Origin of the sequence: Chryseobacterium angstadtii (genome assembly GCF_001045465.1) — a bacterium.
In the GTDB taxonomy this organism is placed as follows: Bacteria; Bacteroidota; Bacteroidia; order Flavobacteriales; family Weeksellaceae; genus Chryseobacterium; species Chryseobacterium angstadtii.
Genome location: NZ_LFND01000003.1, coordinates 499,110 through 516,369, shown reverse-complemented (window position 1 = coordinate 516,369; position 17,260 = coordinate 499,110). Strand labels below are relative to the sequence as shown.

11 protein-coding genes are annotated in these 17,260 nt (G+C 40.0%); 5 read left to right on the top strand and 6 right to left on the bottom strand.

All coding sequences use genetic code 11. From position 1 onward, the window contains the following. Nucleotides 1–337 precede the first annotated feature (337 nt). The gene (locus tag ACM46_RS10275; protein ID WP_048506558.1) at nucleotides 338–808 is read left to right on the top strand and encodes a hypothetical protein; all 471 of its coding nucleotides are present in this window, start codon (nucleotides 338–340) and stop codon (nucleotides 806–808) included. 377 nt (nucleotides 809–1,185) lie between these two features. Beyond that, a complete protein-coding gene (locus ACM46_RS10270; RefSeq protein ID WP_048506557.1) occupies nucleotides 1,186–1,737 on the top strand; it encodes a hypothetical protein in 552 nt (183 codons plus the stop codon). A gap of 166 nt (nucleotides 1,738–1,903) precedes the next feature. Here ACM46_RS10270 and ACM46_RS10265 read toward each other — a convergent pair whose 3' ends face one another. The 3 genes from ACM46_RS10265 to ACM46_RS10255 are packed head-to-tail and all read right to left on the bottom strand — an operon-like array spanning nucleotide 1,904 to nucleotide 3,533. Beyond that, a complete protein-coding gene (locus ACM46_RS10265) occupies nucleotides 1,904–2,140 on the bottom strand; it encodes a hypothetical protein (RefSeq protein ID WP_048506556.1) in 237 nt (78 codons plus the stop codon). 56 nt (nucleotides 2,141–2,196) lie between these two features. Continuing rightward, nucleotides 2,197–2,871, bottom strand: a complete 675-nt coding sequence (locus ACM46_RS10260; RefSeq protein WP_048506555.1) for a hypothetical protein — start codon at nucleotides 2,869–2,871, stop codon at nucleotides 2,197–2,199. Between the two features lie 11 nt (nucleotides 2,872–2,882). Beyond that, entirely contained in the window at nucleotides 2,883–3,533 is a 651-nt protein-coding gene (locus ACM46_RS10255) for a hypothetical protein (protein WP_048506554.1), read from the bottom strand. 205 nt (nucleotides 3,534–3,738) lie between these two features. On the opposite strand from ACM46_RS10255, the gene ACM46_RS23350 reads away from it, so the two are divergent. Continuing rightward, nucleotides 3,739–3,903 (top strand): hypothetical protein, encoded by a 165-nt coding sequence (locus ACM46_RS23350; RefSeq protein ID WP_157859444.1) that lies wholly within the window; start codon nucleotides 3,739–3,741, stop codon nucleotides 3,901–3,903. Between the two features lie 396 nt (nucleotides 3,904–4,299). Here the strand turns inward: ACM46_RS23350 and ACM46_RS10250 are convergent, their stop codons facing one another. From ACM46_RS10250 to ACM46_RS10240, 3 genes are all read right to left on the bottom strand, one after another. After that, nucleotides 4,300–4,710, bottom strand: a complete 411-nt coding sequence (locus tag ACM46_RS10250; protein ID WP_048506553.1) for a 5-fold beta-flower protein — start codon at nucleotides 4,708–4,710, stop codon at nucleotides 4,300–4,302. 140 nt (nucleotides 4,711–4,850) lie between these two features. Further along, nucleotides 4,851–8,429, bottom strand: coding sequence for an RCC1 domain-containing protein (locus tag ACM46_RS10245; protein WP_048506552.1), 3,579 nt, complete (start codon nucleotides 8,427–8,429; stop codon nucleotides 4,851–4,853). A 151-nt stretch (nucleotides 8,430–8,580) separates the two neighbouring features. Beyond that, nucleotides 8,581–15,285 carry an RCC1 domain-containing protein gene (locus ACM46_RS10240; RefSeq protein WP_048506551.1) on the bottom strand — a complete coding sequence of 2,235 codons (6,705 nt, stop codon included), beginning with the start codon at nucleotides 15,283–15,285 and terminating at the stop codon, nucleotides 8,581–8,583. A gap of 1,233 nt (nucleotides 15,286–16,518) precedes the next feature. Between ACM46_RS10240 and ACM46_RS10235 the strand changes: the two genes are divergently transcribed. Further along, entirely contained in the window at nucleotides 16,519–16,869 is a 351-nt protein-coding gene (locus ACM46_RS10235; protein WP_048506550.1) for a hypothetical protein, read from the top strand. Beyond that, nucleotides 16,835–17,257 carry a hypothetical protein gene (locus tag ACM46_RS10230; protein WP_131707572.1) on the top strand — a complete coding sequence of 141 codons (423 nt, stop codon included), beginning with the start codon at nucleotides 16,835–16,837 and terminating at the stop codon, nucleotides 17,255–17,257. Before ACM46_RS10235 ends, ACM46_RS10230 begins: the two co-directional genes overlap by 35 nt. Nucleotides 17,258–17,260 lie beyond the last annotated feature (3 nt).

The following is a 17,260-nucleotide window of genomic DNA, read 5'->3' as shown; positions in this document are numbered from 1 at the left end:
TGTTTAGCTCCAACCTTTGAAAATGACATGCTTTTTAATTTTGTTTGAAAATTTTAGAGCAAGTAAAATTTTTTCTTAAACGCAAAGGCCCAGCCAAGACCCTACAATTTTAAGGAAAGCAAAAGAAGGCGGTTTCACAACTGATGAAGCAGGCTGGTAAAGCACCTGCTTCATCGATCAATCAACGATTGATTCTCTCTTTGCTTCCTAAATTATACATCATTAAAATGAATCCTTTGCCTTAATTCATGAAACGGAAAGATGATAGAAGGACTAAAAAAATAAGATCTTTCAAAAGAAACTCCTAAATATTCCGTTTAATTATTAAATTTGGCACATGCGAAAAAATTTTTATCTCATCATTATATCATTATCTCTTACCAGTTGTTATACTTATCAGGTAAAAAAGCAAGTGGATACAGCGACCGACACTAAGCGGGAATCTAAAAACAATGCAGCTCTTGTTAATAGTGCTTCTGAGCAAATGAAAAGTTTACCTGCTGAGTCTCAGGTTCAGAACGTACAACAAGCGCCTGTTCCTGTCAACATTCAGGAGAAGCTTACCCCTAATAAAAATGTTAAAATTGATGTTGATGGCAAGTCCTATAAAATAATCGTTGACAAATGGGAAAGCGACAGTCTGGTTGCCCACGCGGTTCATAATCCTAAAAAGATTCTGAAATTTCATAAAAACCAGATCAATGGTGAGAAAATTGCGGAAAAACGTTTTTCACAACCCATCGCTGATATTCTTACCGTTACCGCTTATGCCGCAATTGGTGTTGGAATTTATCTTCTTCTTCGTTAATTTTTTAACTTTTCAGTCCGGTATAGAAAATATTTTAATCCTTAAAATTTAATATAAAAGTCCCACTATTACCGCACGAATCCGTTTGATTTTTAGTATTACACATCAAACATTATAAAAGCATTCAAAGATTAACAACCCCTCAACACAAAGGCTTTAACCCCTTATTTACTGGGCATTATCCCTTATCATACTCCCTTAGGGAGGTTATGAAACGGGGTGCAGGAATATTTCGCTTTCTACTGTTTCATTCTTCCAACGGCAACAAAGTCTGTCGTACCAGTCAACCGTACATCTAACAGCCCGAATAATACTATAAAAAAATTCATACACTCTTTCTTACCATCATAATTTTTTCTAACATTGCAAAAAAAACCATGAAAAACTCAAAACTATTTTTAACAGCAGCTTTAATGCTGTTCTCAGCTGTGAATGTAACGGCACAAAAAAAGAAATCCGCAGCTCCATCAAAACGCGGACCTATGGAAATGCCTAAAGATGCTGAAGTTCAGGTCATGGCCGCAGGCGAGAAAGCCTTAAGCTATTATTATAAGACCAACGATCGGGTTACCTTTAAATACGATGCCAACTATAAAAATGCAGATATCTATATCACTGACGACGGTACCCAAAAATTAATGTACAAAGCTAAACTTGATGATACAGGTGTAGATACCCAGTTAAAAGCAAGAATCAATCATTATAAAGTATACAGTTTAGACCGTAAAACCCTTTTATTCACCTACGAATCAGAAGCATCAGCAACCAGTTTAGTAAAAATGATTGCTGTATCTCCCTCAAAAACCTCTACCATTCTGGATTTCTCTCAGGCATTCGGACCTGATGAATATACGATGGGTAAAACAGAAACGTTTGAGAAGTTTCCCATCTTTTTATACTATTCAATATTTAATGCGCCTAAAAAGTAGCTGCATTATTTAAAAAAGATACATACAATCTCTGAATTCCTCTGATTTTGGAGATTGTCTTTTTTATCCTTGCCAAGGTTTTAAACCTTGACAAGGATTATCAGTACTGCGTATTCTTACCTATCAGGCACAAGCAGGATGTCAGCCGGCAGAGAGTAAGTTTTTATTACCTCCAGGAATTCATTTCATAGTTTGAAAAGTTCACTTTCATATCTTCTATCCTGTCTTCAAGGGCTTTGATTCCGGTCTGCCTATATTTTTCCTTCTCAGATTCGTTCAGGGTATATATAATATCGAATCCCGGGGCGGGGTGGGCAATAGGGACAGATACTATCATACGGCTGTCTTCTTCATAAATATAATATTGCCATTCTTTTTGTTCAAGTAATTTTTTTCCGCTCATTATTTCAGTTGATTTTGAATATATTATTTCGTATTGATTCAGAGTAACTATCTTTTTTACACCGCATAATGACAGATCCCTTCTAAAAACAACAGATATCTTCCCGGCTGATATTCTCCATAGGAAAACAGGTAAATGGCCTCATTTCTCTTTACATAATGAATTTCCAATCCATCTTCAGAGAGATACTTTTCAACAAAGCTATTCACCAGACTGAACGTGCTTTCTTTCATGATGATATTAAAAATTCTCTCCCCTATTTCTTTTTTTAATTCCCGTAATGGATAGTTGTAAAAATCCATCAGTTTGAACGCTTGATTTTCAATTACAAAAACATGTTTGAGCGCTTTTTCTTCATCTCCGTCAAATAATTTCCGCCTGATCATTTCAATGTTTTCAAGCATAGCAGGATATAATGAAATGCCCCAAACGATATCCTGCAGCATTTTTGCATAGTCTGTATTGGCTTCTTCGCCTAAAAAATTCCTTACGACCATGATGCCTATTGGATATTTTTTATACGCTTCATCTTCTGTATAAACTTCATGATCGTCAATGACCGTTTTTTTTATATCCAGCAATTGACGGTAAAAAGAAATGTTCATGGGAGTATTGGGAAATTGTTCATATTCTTCTTTGGCCTGCGCTAAAGCTTTTTCAACGATTTCACGGTAGTATTTTTTCGTTAGCCGGTCTTCTAAATCTATATAAATTGGGGTGTTCTTATCCATTGAAACTTTGTTTAGGCAGATACATTGGAATTATTTTTTTCTGCTTCATCCATATTATAGGTAATTCTGTTATCCTGGCTTATTAATGGCCTAAAAATATCCCTATATGCATTGAATCTGCTTTTGTCATAATGAACCAGTACCGGAAATAACTGACTGGCCTGGTAATATCTTTTGTTTTGTAAAGCATTTTGAATGGCCTCTTCTATTTCCTTTAAAAGAGGTCCGCAATCTTTCTTTAATAGAAAATCCTTCAGGTTAGATTCAAAAAACCGCTCACCATACAGAAGTAAAAACTGTTTGATATAAGGATATAATTCCTGTTCGTTTTTTCCATTGAGCGTTGAAATATACAATGCATTGGTGATGATATCATATACATTATCCTGATTATGGAGTCTGTGGGGTTCAAAACTTTCTTTTTCGTCCCATTTTTCAGCAATGAAACGGTCAAGAAGTTCAAATCCTTCTGGAGTGGACCACGCCAGTAGAATAAGCATAGCCTGATAAGCAATATACCGGTCTTCATGGTGAAGAAGGTGTTTTAATTTTTCAACCCGATCAAAATCTTTTTTTTCAAGGAGTTGTACTTCGCTTAAATCGTATCCTTCGTATCCTTCCTCATTATAGTAATAAAGGAGTTCATGGAGTTCGTTATTCATTTAATCAGCTTTTATGATTGGATTGAACAGTACAGGGAATGTTCAGTTCAATATTTTAAAAATACAAACTTTCTTTTTGATATGGAATTTGTTTACAGGTTTCTAAATTTTTCAAACATAATAAAATTAATAATAGAAAAGACAAGATGACGATACCGGTATGTCTGCTATTTGCTTTTGTCAAGTATTTTCACTATCTTGTAGTATGAAAAAAATTGAAAATCAAGGGAGTATAACCCATGCAGGTAGAATGAATGAACGAACAAAAGCGTTGGAAGTTCTTGAAAAAGCCAAGCAAAAGCAAGGAAAAATTACCTTTCTAAGACAAGGTGTAGGGAGAAACTTTAAGCCAAAAACTGAGGAATCGTAAATCGAAATTGATTTAATTGATATCTTCAAAGAGTAGTATTGTCGAAGAACCCGAAAATAAGATACTGGAAATCGTAAAAGAAAAATAGATCCGCACTGGCGGGCATAACACAAATAATCTGGATGATGTTGATAGGATCCTGAATAGGGCAATTGACGATCGTAATGTATTTCTTCAGCGTATGATTATGCTGCCAAAATAAAACCCCTGCGTTAACAGGGGTTATTTTTATCTATAGGTGGCGCAATAATAAACTTCATCTGAAGTGTCGTAACTATACATCTTTCGTATTAAGATTGTTTCTGCCTCTGGTTCGCAATCATATTCTCTACACTATTCTCAACCTTAGTATTTATAATCTCAATAGAGGTTTTAAAGTGGTGCTTTAATCAATGACTAATCCAATTTAAAAAAGAAATACACAACCGCTGCCCACTCCTTTTTAATGCCCTTAGCATAGCCAATCGTGCTGCGACTGCTATTTTCTACCGTTCCGTCGTCTTTGATGTAGCCAATTGTTGAGCGACTGCTGTTTTCTACGGTGCCGTCTTCTTTAACGTAACCTACAGTAGAACGGCTCTTGTTTTCTATGGTACCGTCGCTTTTAATATAACCTATTGTTGAGCGGCTTTTGTTCTCAATCGTTCCGTCCGACTTAATGTACCCGACTGTGGAACGGCTGCTGTTTTCAATCGTTCCGTCTGATTTGATATAGCCAATCGTGCTTCGGCTTCCCGATTCGATAGTTTGTGCACTCGCGATCGAGAGACTGAAGAAAAGGAAACCAATGAGTCCTGTTTTTTTCATGATTTAAAATTTTAATGGGTTATTATTTTGTTTTTTTGATGTCTTAAAAATAACGATTCGTTTTAAAAAAAACAGCGCCACTTAAAAGATAAGTGACGCTATTTTTTATAGATCTTGCTTTCGCAATACCACTGTAATGCTTATCGCTTGATTACTTTTACTGTTTTCACGAAGTTATTCACTGCATTTACTTTCATCTGATAAACTCCAGATGGGAAAGCAGAAACATCAATAGTTCCTTTCGTATCGTTGATGGCTTTTGTAAGCACCTGCTGACCTGCCATATTATAAACCGTAACCGAAAGAATCTTTTGATCAAAAGAAACCGTCAGGATATCACTAACAGGGTTCGGGAATACTTTCAACTGATCTTTCTGCGTTAAAACTTCATCAGTTCTTAAAACAGCACCTGATGTACAACCGATAGGAGAAAAAATTCTTCTTCGAATAAGGGTACCATCTCCGAGCTGGCTCTTTCTATTATCGCCGGAAGCTGATAAAAATCCGCTGTTACTGATAACGAATAAATTATTACTTCCTGCTGCTACCGTTTTTCTGTCGGTAGCTGTCCCAATAAGCACAGGGGATAGTCTCGAAATACCTGTACCATCTCCTATTTCTCCCACCTCATTACTTCCCCAAGTCCATAGCGTGCCGTCTGTCTTGATGGCTACCCCATTAAAACGCCCGGTATCAAAACTTTTCCAATCGGTGGCTGTTCCTACCTGACCCGGCGATGTTCTGGAACTTTTGGATCCGTTCCCCAGTTGCCCTGATAAATTATCGCCCCAGGTCCAAATAGTTCCATCTGTTTTCATAGCCATAGAGTGATCTCCGGCAGCATCAACACTTTTCCAGTTTGTCGCCGTTGTTATTCTTACCGGCGTTGTTTTACTGGTTGTATTTTCGTTCCCTAATTGTCCGTCATAATTCTTACCCCATGCCCAAAGGCTTCCATCCGTTTTTATTCCTAAAGAATGATCGTCTCCGGCAGCGATACTTCGCCAGTCTGCGGCAGTTCCTACCTGTGTGGGTACATTTCTGGTGTAGGTACTTCCATCTCCGTAATTGCCATAGTAATTATGTCCCCAGGCCCATAATGTTCCATTGGCTTTTACGGCTAACGTATAATTATCTCCAACGGCAATACTTACCCAATCGTTTGCCGATCCTATTTTCAACGGAGTTGTTCTGTTGTTGGTAGTTCCGTCTCCCAATTGTCCGAATTGGTTACTACCCCACGCCCATAGCGTTCCGTCTGTTTTAATAACCACTGTATGATTATATGCGGTAGCTATTTTCCATACATTTGAAATTCCAATTGGTGTTGGAGTCGCTCTATTGATCGTAGTCCCATCTCCCAATTGTCCGTATTCATTAACTCCCCATGCCCATAATGTTCCGTCTGTTTTCGTTGCTAAAGTATAGTCATTTCCTGAACTTACAACGTTCCAACAGCCTGTACCGCCGGAAAGTGTGGTAAAGGTACCACCCGGAATCCAGCTTGTCTGGCTGGTTGCACAATGAGCTGCTACCCAGTAATAGTAAGTAGTTCCAGGCAACAGATTATTCAAATTGACACTTGTAGAAGTTGTTGTTTCATCGATACCTCCAATAATTGGGTTGGTGCTGTATGCATACAGATATCCGTTACCTGGCGCCGGTGTTGGTGCAGTCCAGTTAAGGGTAGCCGACCCCGAAGTAATATTAGTGGCAGAAAGCTGCGTTGGAACAGCACAGTTTGAAGGACAAGCTATAGATGTAAGTGTGTTTTTTTCAACAAAGGTACCATCACCCAGCTGGCCATTGGTGTTAGCTCCGGCAGCTCTTAAAGATCCGGAAAAAGTGAGGTTAAGAAAATGCGAGGATCCGCCGGAAATCATCATATTATCCGTAGTGGAGCCCAATTGTGTGGGTGATGTAATGTCCGTTGTCCCGCTTCCAAACATTCCGGAGGAATTGCTACCCCAGCCCCAGAGTGTTCCCCCTGCTCTTATTCCCTCAGAATGTCCCCATCCTGCAGCGATATGGATCCAATTGCTTCCTGTTCCGATTTGGGTTGGAACTCTTTTAGCAACTGTGGTTCCGTCTCCCACCTGGCCTGATTCGTTGGATCCCCAGCCCCAAAGAGTTCCGGTAGATTTTAAAGCTAATGTATGAGTACCTGCTGCAACTATCTTCAGCCAGTTCGTAGCGGTTCCTACCTGTTTTGGAGAAACATCATAGATCGTAGTTGTGGTAGTTCCATTCCCTAATTCTCCATTGGTATTTCTCCCCCAGCTCCATAGGGTTCCGTCTGTTTTGATACCTACGGAATAATAGTCTCCGGCAGATATTTTATCCCAATTGGTACCGTTTCCTACTTTGAAAGGAATATATCGATCGATTTTGGATCCATCTCCTAACTGCCCATATAAATTCCTCCCCCAGGACCAGAGGGTTCCGTCTGTTTTAAGGGCTAATGTATGGGAATCTCCGGCACTAACAGCTCTCCAATTGGTTGCTGTTCCTATTTTGACCGGAGTAGTCCTGATGATGGTCGTATTATCCCCCAACTGTCCATATCGGTTTGCTCCCCAGGCCCATAGAGTTCCATCGGTCTTAATGGCCACTGTATGGTCATATCCGGTACTTACTGTTTTCCAGTCGCTTGCTGTTCCTACCTGCATCGGAGCATTTCTTCGAATAACTCCTGCGTCTCCAAGCTGACTGGAAGAATTACTCCCCCATACCCATAAGGTACCGTCTGTTTTGATACCTGTGGAATAATTTTGTCCGGCACTGATCATTTGCCAGCAGCCTGTTGCGTTTTGAGGAACTGCTTTCACGAGTCCCTGCTGTGTATATCCTATCCAGATTGTATTGATGTTCTGGGTTTTCACAACGTTGAGTGTGTTATTGGGAAGGCCTGCACTGGCCGCCGTGTAGGTAACGCAATCACTAAAGTTTTGCAATCCGCTTCCTCCATAGCCAATCCATACTTCATTGTTACTGTCCACATCAAGGGTATTAATCGAAGAACTCGCCACGCAAGAACTCCCTACAGAATAAGTGTTGAGTAAAGTTCCATTAGTAGAGTAAGTAAGCATGCCGGTATTGGTGTCAACATACACGATATTATTATCAATTTTCACTACTTTTTCGGCATCCTGTACGATGAAATTAAAATTTGTACCATTAAATTTGTACAAAGCTCCATTATTGGTCACCCAAACTCCATTGTTGCTGTCAGTCTTTAATGAGTTTATATTGGGAAATGAAGAATCTGTAGTCCATGTTGTACCATTAAATTTAGTAAGCCCATCAGTTGTGATCACCCATAAATTATTGGCCGTGTCTACAGCAATATTTTTAACCGCATTACTGGGAAGACCGGAATTGGCGGTGGTGTAGTTCGTCCAGGTTGTTCCGTTGAATACAATAATTCCATTATTCTGGGTGGCCATCCATTTTCTTCCTAAGCCATCAATTTCTATTTCTTTGATAGCATTGGACGCGATTCCAGAATTACCCGTGTTGTAATTGGTAAAAGCAGTTCCGTTGAATGTTGAAATTCCATTGTTAGACGATATCCACAGTAATCCTGTATTATCAATCTTAATATCACTAATGTTGTTACTCCCTATTCCCGAGTTTGACGTATTGTAAACGGTGTACGTAAATTGTGCACCGACAATACCGGAAAGGAAGATGAGCAATAAAAGGTATACTCTTCTCATTGTTTAATTTTATGTTATAGGTTTTTTAGGTTTTCAATTGTATCTTTCATGACAAGCCCACTAAGGTTGAAGCGATTCCTTGCGATTTTTTAATGAATAAAAAACATAGAACCATCACCAAACCTTAGCGGTTGTCATCCAATTTTAAAGCTTATTTTTTAATTATTTTTACTGTTTTTGTGAAGTTATTAACTGCATTTACTTTCACTAGGTAAGCCCCTGATACGAAAGCAGAAACATCAATAGTTCCTTTAGTATCATCGATCGCTTTTGTAAGCATCTGCTGACCTGCCATATTGTAAACCGTAACCGAAAGAATCTTTTGATCAAAAGAAACCATCAGGATATCACGTACCGGGTTCGGGTAAACTTTCAGCTGATCCAGCTGAGTGGAAACCTCATCAGTTGCTAAAATAATACTTGTAGGACAGCCAACAGGAACTAATATTTTCCTTAGAATATTGGTACCATCTCCTACCTGACCCCCACTATTACTGCCAGTACTTGATAAAATCCCATTGGAATTGATCACAAATGTATTAGACATATTGGTTGCAACACTTTGTCGGTCTGTGGATGTTCCTATTTTTGTTGGAATACCTCTGTTTACATTTGTTCCGTCTCCCAGCTGACCAACGTTATTATACCCCCAGGCCCAAAGCGTTCCATCTGTTTTTAATGCCAGAGAAGAATGAAAATAACCTGAAGCTGTACTCTTCCAATTGGTTTCTGTTCCGATTTGTATAGGAGAAAGTCTATTACTTGTTATAGAGGTATCGCCTAACTGGCCATAAGTATTATTTCCCCAGGTCCAAAGCGTTCCGTCTGTTTTTATTCCAATTGAATGAAGGTGTCCTCCGCCAATACTTTTCCAGTTCGTAGCTGTTCCTATTTGAGTTGGTATATTTCTGCTGGTCGTAGTTCCATCACCCAGTTGGCCACTTAGGTTATATCCCCACGCCCATAGCGTTCCGTTTGTTTTGATGGCAAGAGTCTGCTGTGATCCTGCTGCTATAGTCTGCCAGTCATTTTCGGTTCCAATTTGTACAGGTACCGTTTTGTTGATGACTGTACCGTCTCCTAGCTGTCCGTCCCCATTTTTACCCCATGCCCAAAGCGTTCCATTGGATTTTATAGCGACAATATAGTTATCTCCGGCAGCTATATTTTTCCAGTCTGTTGCTGTTCCTACCTGTATCGGACTCGTTCTGTTGGTAGTAGTTCCATCTCCTAATTGTCCGTCATAATTTCTACCCCATGTCCATAATGTTCCATCTGTTTTGATGGCAACGGTATGATGATATCCGGTAGCTATTTTCAGCCATTTATTGGATGCTCCGATTTGTTTTGGAGCATTTTTTGAAATGGTAGTTCCATCTCCAAGCTGTCCATAATAATTATCTCCCCAAGCCCATAATGTTCCGTCTGTTTTGATTCCCAACGAATGAGCAGATCCCGAACTCACACTTTGCCAACAACCTGTTGCTGCTGTAGGAAGTGTCGTAAAAGAGCCTCCCTCTGCCCAGTTACCCTGGCTGGATACGCAATTAGATGCTACCCACCAATAATAAGTGGTATTAGGTAATAAATTGCTGAAATCTACCGTGTTAGAAGCAGTAGTTCCATCTATACCTCCAATAACCGGGTTGGTACTGTAAAGGTACAGGTAACCTCCATTAGGAGCTGATGCCGACGCTGTCCAGTTAAGGGTAGCCGTTGCAGAAGTGATATTGGAAGTATACATCTGGCTTGGAGGAGTACAGATTGAAGGGCATGCAATAGAAACAAATTCATTTCTCTGAATAGTAGTTCCGTCACCTAGTTGTCCTCCGTCATTGTTTTTTCCGGTAGCTTTCAAAAAGCCGTCATTATTTAAGACTAAAGTATGATATGCTCCTGCAGAAATAATGTTATTGTCGATATCATTTCCTATGGTAATCCAGTTTGGACTATTATTGGTTGTGTTGTTCCCCAACTGGCCATAGTTATTCTGTCCGCAAGCAAATATATTTCCGGTTGTTCTTATTCCTACCGTATAATACCATCCTGCCTCAATACTTTGAACCTGATCCGTTACAGCGCCAGGTGTAGATCTGTCGGTATAAGTACCTGTACCAAGCTGTCCGAAATTATTTCGTCCCCAGGTATATAATACTCCATTTGTTTTACTTGCTGCAGAATGAGAAGCTCCGGCGGCAATATTGGCCCAATTGGTATCTGTTCCTATTTGTGTAGGAATCGTTTTGGTTACTGTAGTACCATCACCCGATTGGCCGAAGCTATTATCTCCCCACGCCCAAAGGGTTCCGTCTGTTCTCATTGCCAGAGAAAAATTAATCCCTGCCGCAATACTTCTCCAATTCGTGGCGATTCCTATTTTTGTAGGTATAGTTTTAGCAACAGTAGTACCGTCACCTAGCTGCCCATTAATATTAGAGCCCCAGGCCCAAAGCGTTCCATTGGATTGTATAGCCAATGTATGGGTAGTTGTTAAAGAGGCTTCTTCCCAATTGGTAGCGGTTCCTATCTGTGTAGGTATACTTTTATTGGAAGTAGTTCCGTCTCCTAATTGTCCGTTATTATTATAGCCCCACGCCCAAAGGGTTCCATCTGTTTTTATTCCAATTGAACACAAAGCACCTGCAATGACTTTTTTCCAGTTATTTGCAGTCCCTATCTGGGTTGGAACATTTTTATCCGTAGTGGTACCGTCTCCTATCTGACCAGCCTGGTTGCTTCCCCACGCCCAAAGTGTTCCGTCTGTTTTGATTCCTAACGAATGGCTACTTCCGGCGCTTATTTTCTGCCAGCATCCTGCGGGAGCAAGTGTTGTAAAAGATCCTCCCGGAATCCAGCTGCTTTGGCTTGATCCGCAATTTGACATTACCCACCAGTAATAAGTGGTGTCAGGCAATAAGTTGTTGATGTTGGCTGTTGTAGAAACCGTATTTCCATTGGCAGCTCCCATAGTTGGTGAAGTGCCATAAGCATATACATAGCCTCCGGTTGGTAACGGTGTTGAAGCAACCCAATTAAGAGTAGCCGTTGTAGAAGCTATATTGGAAGTATATAGCTGGCTTGGAGGATTACAAATTGTAGGACAGGCAATAGCTGTGGGTATATATTTATGAGTATTGGTCCCATCACCCAGTTGTCCTTTATCATTAAGTCCGCCTGCTTTCAGAGAACCTGCATTATCTATGCTTAAAGTATGGTATCCTCCGGCAGAAACCAGCATATTATTGGTTGTGCTTCCTGTAAGAACCCAGTTTGTGCTGTTATTGGTCGTGTTGTTGCCCAGCTGACCATAAGTGTTATGTCCGCAGGAGAGTATATTTCCTGATGTGGTTATAACTACGGTATGAAACCATCCTGCATCAAAACTTTGAACTCCATCAAGGATAAGGGTTGGTGTTGATTTATCTACCGTAGTACCGTCACCAAATTGCCCGATATCATTTTTACCCCATCCATAAAATAATCCGTTTGTTTTTCTTGCTACAGAATGAGCGCTTCCTGCGGCAACCTCAGCCCAGTTAGTATCTGTTCCTATCTGTACAGGAGAAGTTCGTGTTGTACCTGTTGTACCATCTCCAACCTGCCCCTGATAATTCCAACCCCAGGCCCAAAGGGTTCCGTTAGTTTTTGTCGCCAGAGAGAAGCTGGCACCTGCTGCAATAGTTTTCCAGCTGGTTTCAGTTCCTATTTGAGTAGGTGTACTTCTATTGGTATTGGTTCCATTACCTAACTGACCTACTAAATTACTTCCCCAAGCCCAAAGGGTTCCGTTTGTTTTTACAGCTAATGTATGAACATCACCGGCTGCTATACTTACCCAGTCGGTAGCAGTTCCTATCTGGATAGGAGCCTTTCTGGTAATCGTGGTTCCGTCTCCTAATTCATTTGATAAGTTTCTACCCCATGCCCAAAGCGTACCATCTGTTTTAATAGCAAAAGTATGGTTGTCTCCGGCAAAAACTTTTGACCAGTTGTTTGCTGTACCTATCTGTATAGGAACATTTCGGTTGGTAAGCGTTCCGTCACCTAATTGGCCGTCGCTGTTAGATCCCCATGCCCAAAGTGTTCCGTCTGTTTTGATTCCTACTGAATGAGTATATCCTGTACTCACTTTTTGCCAGCAACCTACGGGAGCAAGTGTTGTAAAAGAACCTCCAGGAATCCAAGTGCTTTGGCTGGATCCACAATTTGACATCACCCACCAATAATAGGTAGTGTTGGGCAATAAATTGGCAATATTGGCTGCTGTAGAAACCGTATTTCCATTAGCAGCTCCCATAATTGGTGAAGTACCATAAGCATATATGTATCCTCCGGTTGGTGTAGGTGTTGAGGCAACCCAATTAAAAGTAGCCGTTGTAGAAGTTACATTGGAAGTATACAACTGACTTGGAGGATTACAAGTTGTAGGACAGGCAATAGAAACAAACTCATTTCTCTGAATAGTAGTTCCGTCACCTAACCGGCCTCCTTCATTATTTCCGGTAGCTCTCAAAAAGCCATCGTTGTTTAAGACAAAAGTATGATACGCTCCTGCAGAAACAATGCTATTATCAATATCATTTCCTATAGTAATCCAGTTTGGATTATTACTGGTGGTGTTATTACCCAACTGGCCATAATTATTTTGCCCGCAAGCAAATATATTTCCGGTTGTTCTTATTCCTACCGTATAATACCATCCTGCATCAATGCTTTGAACCTGATCTGTTACGGCACCGGGTGTAGATCTGTCGGTATAGGTTCCGGTACCCAGTTGCCCCTGATTATTTCGTCCCCAGGTATACAGTACTCCATTCGTTTTGCTTGCTGCAGAATGGTAAGCCCCGGCAGCAATATTAGCCCAACTGGTATCTGTTCCTATTTGTGTAGGGATCGTTTTGATTGCTGTTGTGCCGTCTCCCAATTGCCCATAAGCATTATCTCCCCAGGTCCAAAGGGTACCGTCTGTTCTTGTCGCCAGGGAAAATTCAATCCCTGCTGCGATATTTCGCCAATTCGTGGCGGTTCCTATCTGTGTAGGTACAGTTCTAGTGGCAGTGGTGCCATCTCCTAGCTGTCCGTTATTATTATAGCCCCAGGCCCAAAGGGTCCCATTTGATTTTATCGCTAATGTGTGGTTACTTGCTATGGAAGCTTCCAACCAGTTGGTAGCGGTTCCTATCTGTGTAGGTATACTTTTGTTGACAGTAGTACCGTCTCCCAATTGACCTGTCCAGTTATATCCCCATGCCCACAGCGTTCCATCTGTTTTGATCCCGATTGAATACAAAGCACCTGCAATCACCTTTTTCCAGTTATTTGCAGTTCCTATCTGGATGGGAACGTTTCTATCCGTAAATGTTCCATCACCTAACTGACCAAACTGGTTACTTCCCCAGGCCCAAAGTGTTCCATCAGCATTTATCCCTAACGAATGGGTACTTCCGGCGCTTATTTTCTGCCAGCAGCCTGCGGGAGGAAGTGTGGTAAAAGACCCACCAGGTATCCAGCTGCTTTGATTGGATCCGCAATTAGACATTACCCACCAGTAATAAGTGGTGTTAGGCAATAAATTGGTTGCGTTAGCTGTTGTAGAAACCGTATTCCCATTGGCAGCTCCCATAGTTGGGGAAGTACCATACGCATATACATAACCTCCGGTAGGTGCCGGTGTTGAGCCAACCCAATTAAGAGTAGCTGTCGTGGAAGTGATATTGGAGGTATACAACTGACTTGGAGGATTACAAATTACCGTGCAGGCAACCTGAGTCAGTGTCTTTCTCTGAACAGTGGTACCATCGCCTATTTGCCCAACCTCGTTATTTCCACAAATAGACAAATACCCATCTACATTGATAGCCATTGTATTTCTTGAGCCTAATTGAATACTTTTCCAATCAACAGCCGTTCCTATAAGGGTTGGTGTATTTCTATTGGTTGTTGTTCCATCCCCCAATTGTGCATGTTCGTTCCATCCAAATGTGTATAGAGAGCCATTGGATGAAATGAACGCAGAGTGTACACCTTTTGCTGCAATACTCTGAACTCCCTGATAAATTACAGTTGGTGTGGAACTGTATGGATTGGTAGTACCCGTTCCCATTTGCCCCACATCATTTCGTCCCCAGGTATAAAGAACATTATTTGTTTTAGTAGCCAGGGAATGACCATTGGCTGCAGCAACATCTTTCCAATCGACAGCTGTTCCTATCTGAACAGGACTGGTTTTACTCACTGTAGTTCCATCACCTAATTCACCTGATCCATTAAGTCCCCAGCCCCAAAGTGTTCCGTTTGTTTTTATCGCCAGAGTATGAGATGATCCCAGTGAAAATGTTCGCCAGTTGGTATCTGTACCCACCTGAGCTGGAGTCAATATATCAGGCCCTGCAGTTCCTGTACCCAATTCTCCGAAATAATTACTTCCCCAGGCCCATAGCGTTCCGTTTGTTTTTAAAGCCATTACCTTTGAATTTTCTGCACCGATACTTTGCCAGTCTGATGCAGTTCCTATTTGTCTGGGCGAATATTTATTGGTAGTGGTACCATCCCCAAGCTGCCCATACATATTAAATCCCCAGGACCAGAGTGTTCCATCTGTTTTAATGGCCACCGTATATGCACCGCCGGTAGCTATTTTGAGCCAGTTGTTGGCTGTTCCCACTTGAACAGGTACGCTTTTGCTCATGCCTGTACCGTCTCCCAATTGTCCGCTGCCATTATTTCCCCATGCCCAAAGCGTTCCGTCTGTTTTTATTGCTACCGAATGACTATATCCTGTGCTTATGCTTTTCCAGCATTGGGCAAATGACTGCCAACTGATGAATAATAATAGAAAAAAGAGGTTTTTCTTCATATTTAAGTGATAATAATTTTCCTACTCGTTTAGCTTTTCGGTTCCGCTTCGTTTGAATGGTCTCTGAACTCCATAAAAAATGATTTCATCCAAAAACAGAAGTTCTAACCAATGAATCAACATTGATTTTGAAAGTATTTTGGTTGATTAAAGAGTGTAACATCATAAACTGATACAACAGACAACTTCCTCAAGCCTCACTAAAGACACTTCTTTTCCCCGGACCGATGGCATGATACCTGTACCACTTTTCATGATCCGGTATCGTCTCCATCTGATGGGTGGAAATAATTAAACAAGGTCATACCGGTGAAATACGACTTGTGCTCTAAAGAAATTTTAAGTGTTTACTGCTGTTTTTAAATTGTTGGAAACAATTAGTTCTGATGAATGGGTAAAATGAAATACAGTGTAAATTTGTTTATTTTCATGATTTAATTAGTTTTCAATTTTAGTTTGGTTTTTAGTTTTTTTGTAACAACACTATCTTCAGTCAAGATTTTAGGCTATTGATTGCAAAAGTATATTTTTATTATGGACAATCAAATAGTTAATCAAAAAAAATGATAGTTTTTTTATCTTTATGTGGCTATTTTTCTATGCTTTTAGATATTATGATTTAAATTTTTCACAAATATTCTACTTCATCCTAATCTCTTCTCAATGAAATAATTAATCATTGTAACGACAGAAATTGTATACGTTTCTTCTTTCCTCTTTTTTAATATTGGCCGACAATAAGTATCAAAAAAATTTCAGATGTAACCGCTCTTTTATACATTTTTCAGCTTTTGTGACGGCTACATTTTCTTTTAAATTAAAGGAAATTCCATCCTACACCGCAATATTACCACCGAACTTAATGCACTGTTTACAAACAATTTATATCGTTACGTATAAATACCTAATTGACAATTCGGGTATTTTCACTTAAAAGGGTATTATTTTATTTTCTTTACTTTGAGTTGTTCTTTAATAGAGCTTTTCATACAATGAACAAAGGTCAATTTTGAAAAACCTGTTGATATAAAAAGTAGAAAAGAAGTCAACTAAAAACAGGTTTCAGATCATCAATTAATTATGATGTCCTTATAGTGTATTAATAAGATTGAATTGGGTTTATAAATGAAGGAGAACAATCATCGACTGTAATATATCATAAAAATTAAGTCCTTGTTCTGTAAAATAGTACATCATTCAAAAACATTTTTTATAACCTTAAAACTAATAATTATGGCATCACAAAATCCAGTAATCAATCAAAGTGGATCCGCTAGCATTAAATCAGGTCAATTTTGTACCTGGAACACCGCAAACGGAACAAATTCGACAATTACCATTGCTAACTCAAGCAGAAGCAATGTATTAAAATTCGCTATTTCAGGAGCACCAGGAAGCGGTATTATTGTAGACGACGCGGGTAATTCAAGATCAGCCTTCGATGGAGTCTACTCTTTAAAACCTAATTCTCCCAACATTGTCGTTACTGCTTTTGGTGATTTTGGAGGCTCAACAGTCACTATCACCAACATCACTAATGCTCAAAACGATGCTGAGGCCACTATTCAGTGCCAGACTAGCTAAGTCTAGCTCTCAACTTCGCTTTCAGATCCTTTTACTATTTATTCTTGTCCATACCCTGGCAATGGGTCAGGGTGTGGTCAAGTCTAAAGCTGATACCGTATCGCTTTCCCGTTTTGAATTTGCAGAAAAAATAACCAATAACGGAAGCGATTGTATCTGTTCGATTACCAATCCCAGTCAGGCTAATATAGCTACAATCGTATTGACCGGTGCACCCGATACCAACACGATTTGTTTAGACGATAACACAACCTTCAATGGTAAACATATTTTAAAGCCCGGTCAGCAGGTAATTGCTATCGGCAACTTTACAGGTAACAAAATAACAGTATTAAATCTGTCTCTTCTGGATGTTGTGATTATTGTTATGCTATTCTGCCCCGGTTAAGGA

Coding starts and splice junctions, on each gene's coding strand:
- ACM46_RS10275 (WP_048506558.1), top strand. CDS start 338: ATGCGAAAAAATTTTTATCTCATCATTATATCATTATCTCTTACCAGT.
- ACM46_RS10270 (WP_048506557.1), top strand. CDS start 1,186: ATGAAAAACTCAAAACTATTTTTAACAGCAGCTTTAATGCTGTTCTCA.
- ACM46_RS10265 (WP_048506556.1), bottom strand. CDS start 2,140: ATGAGCGGAAAAAAATTACTTGAACAAAAAGAATGGCAATATTATATT.
- ACM46_RS10260 (WP_048506555.1), bottom strand. CDS start 2,871: ATGGATAAGAACACCCCAATTTATATAGATTTAGAAGACCGGCTAACG.
- ACM46_RS10255 (WP_048506554.1), bottom strand. CDS start 3,533: ATGAATAACGAACTCCATGAACTCCTTTATTACTATAATGAGGAAGGA.
- ACM46_RS23350 (WP_157859444.1), top strand. CDS start 3,739: ATGAAAAAAATTGAAAATCAAGGGAGTATAACCCATGCAGGTAGAATG.
- ACM46_RS10250 (WP_048506553.1), bottom strand. CDS start 4,710: ATGAAAAAAACAGGACTCATTGGTTTCCTTTTCTTCAGTCTCTCGATC.
- ACM46_RS10245 (WP_048506552.1), bottom strand. CDS start 8,429: ATGAGAAGAGTATACCTTTTATTGCTCATCTTCCTTTCCGGTATTGTC.
- ACM46_RS10240 (WP_048506551.1), bottom strand. CDS start 15,285: ATGAAGAAAAACCTCTTTTTTCTATTATTATTCATCAGTTGGCAGTCA.
- ACM46_RS10235 (WP_048506550.1), top strand. CDS start 16,519: ATGGCATCACAAAATCCAGTAATCAATCAAAGTGGATCCGCTAGCATT.
- ACM46_RS10230 (WP_131707572.1), top strand. CDS start 16,835: ATGCTGAGGCCACTATTCAGTGCCAGACTAGCTAAGTCTAGCTCTCAA.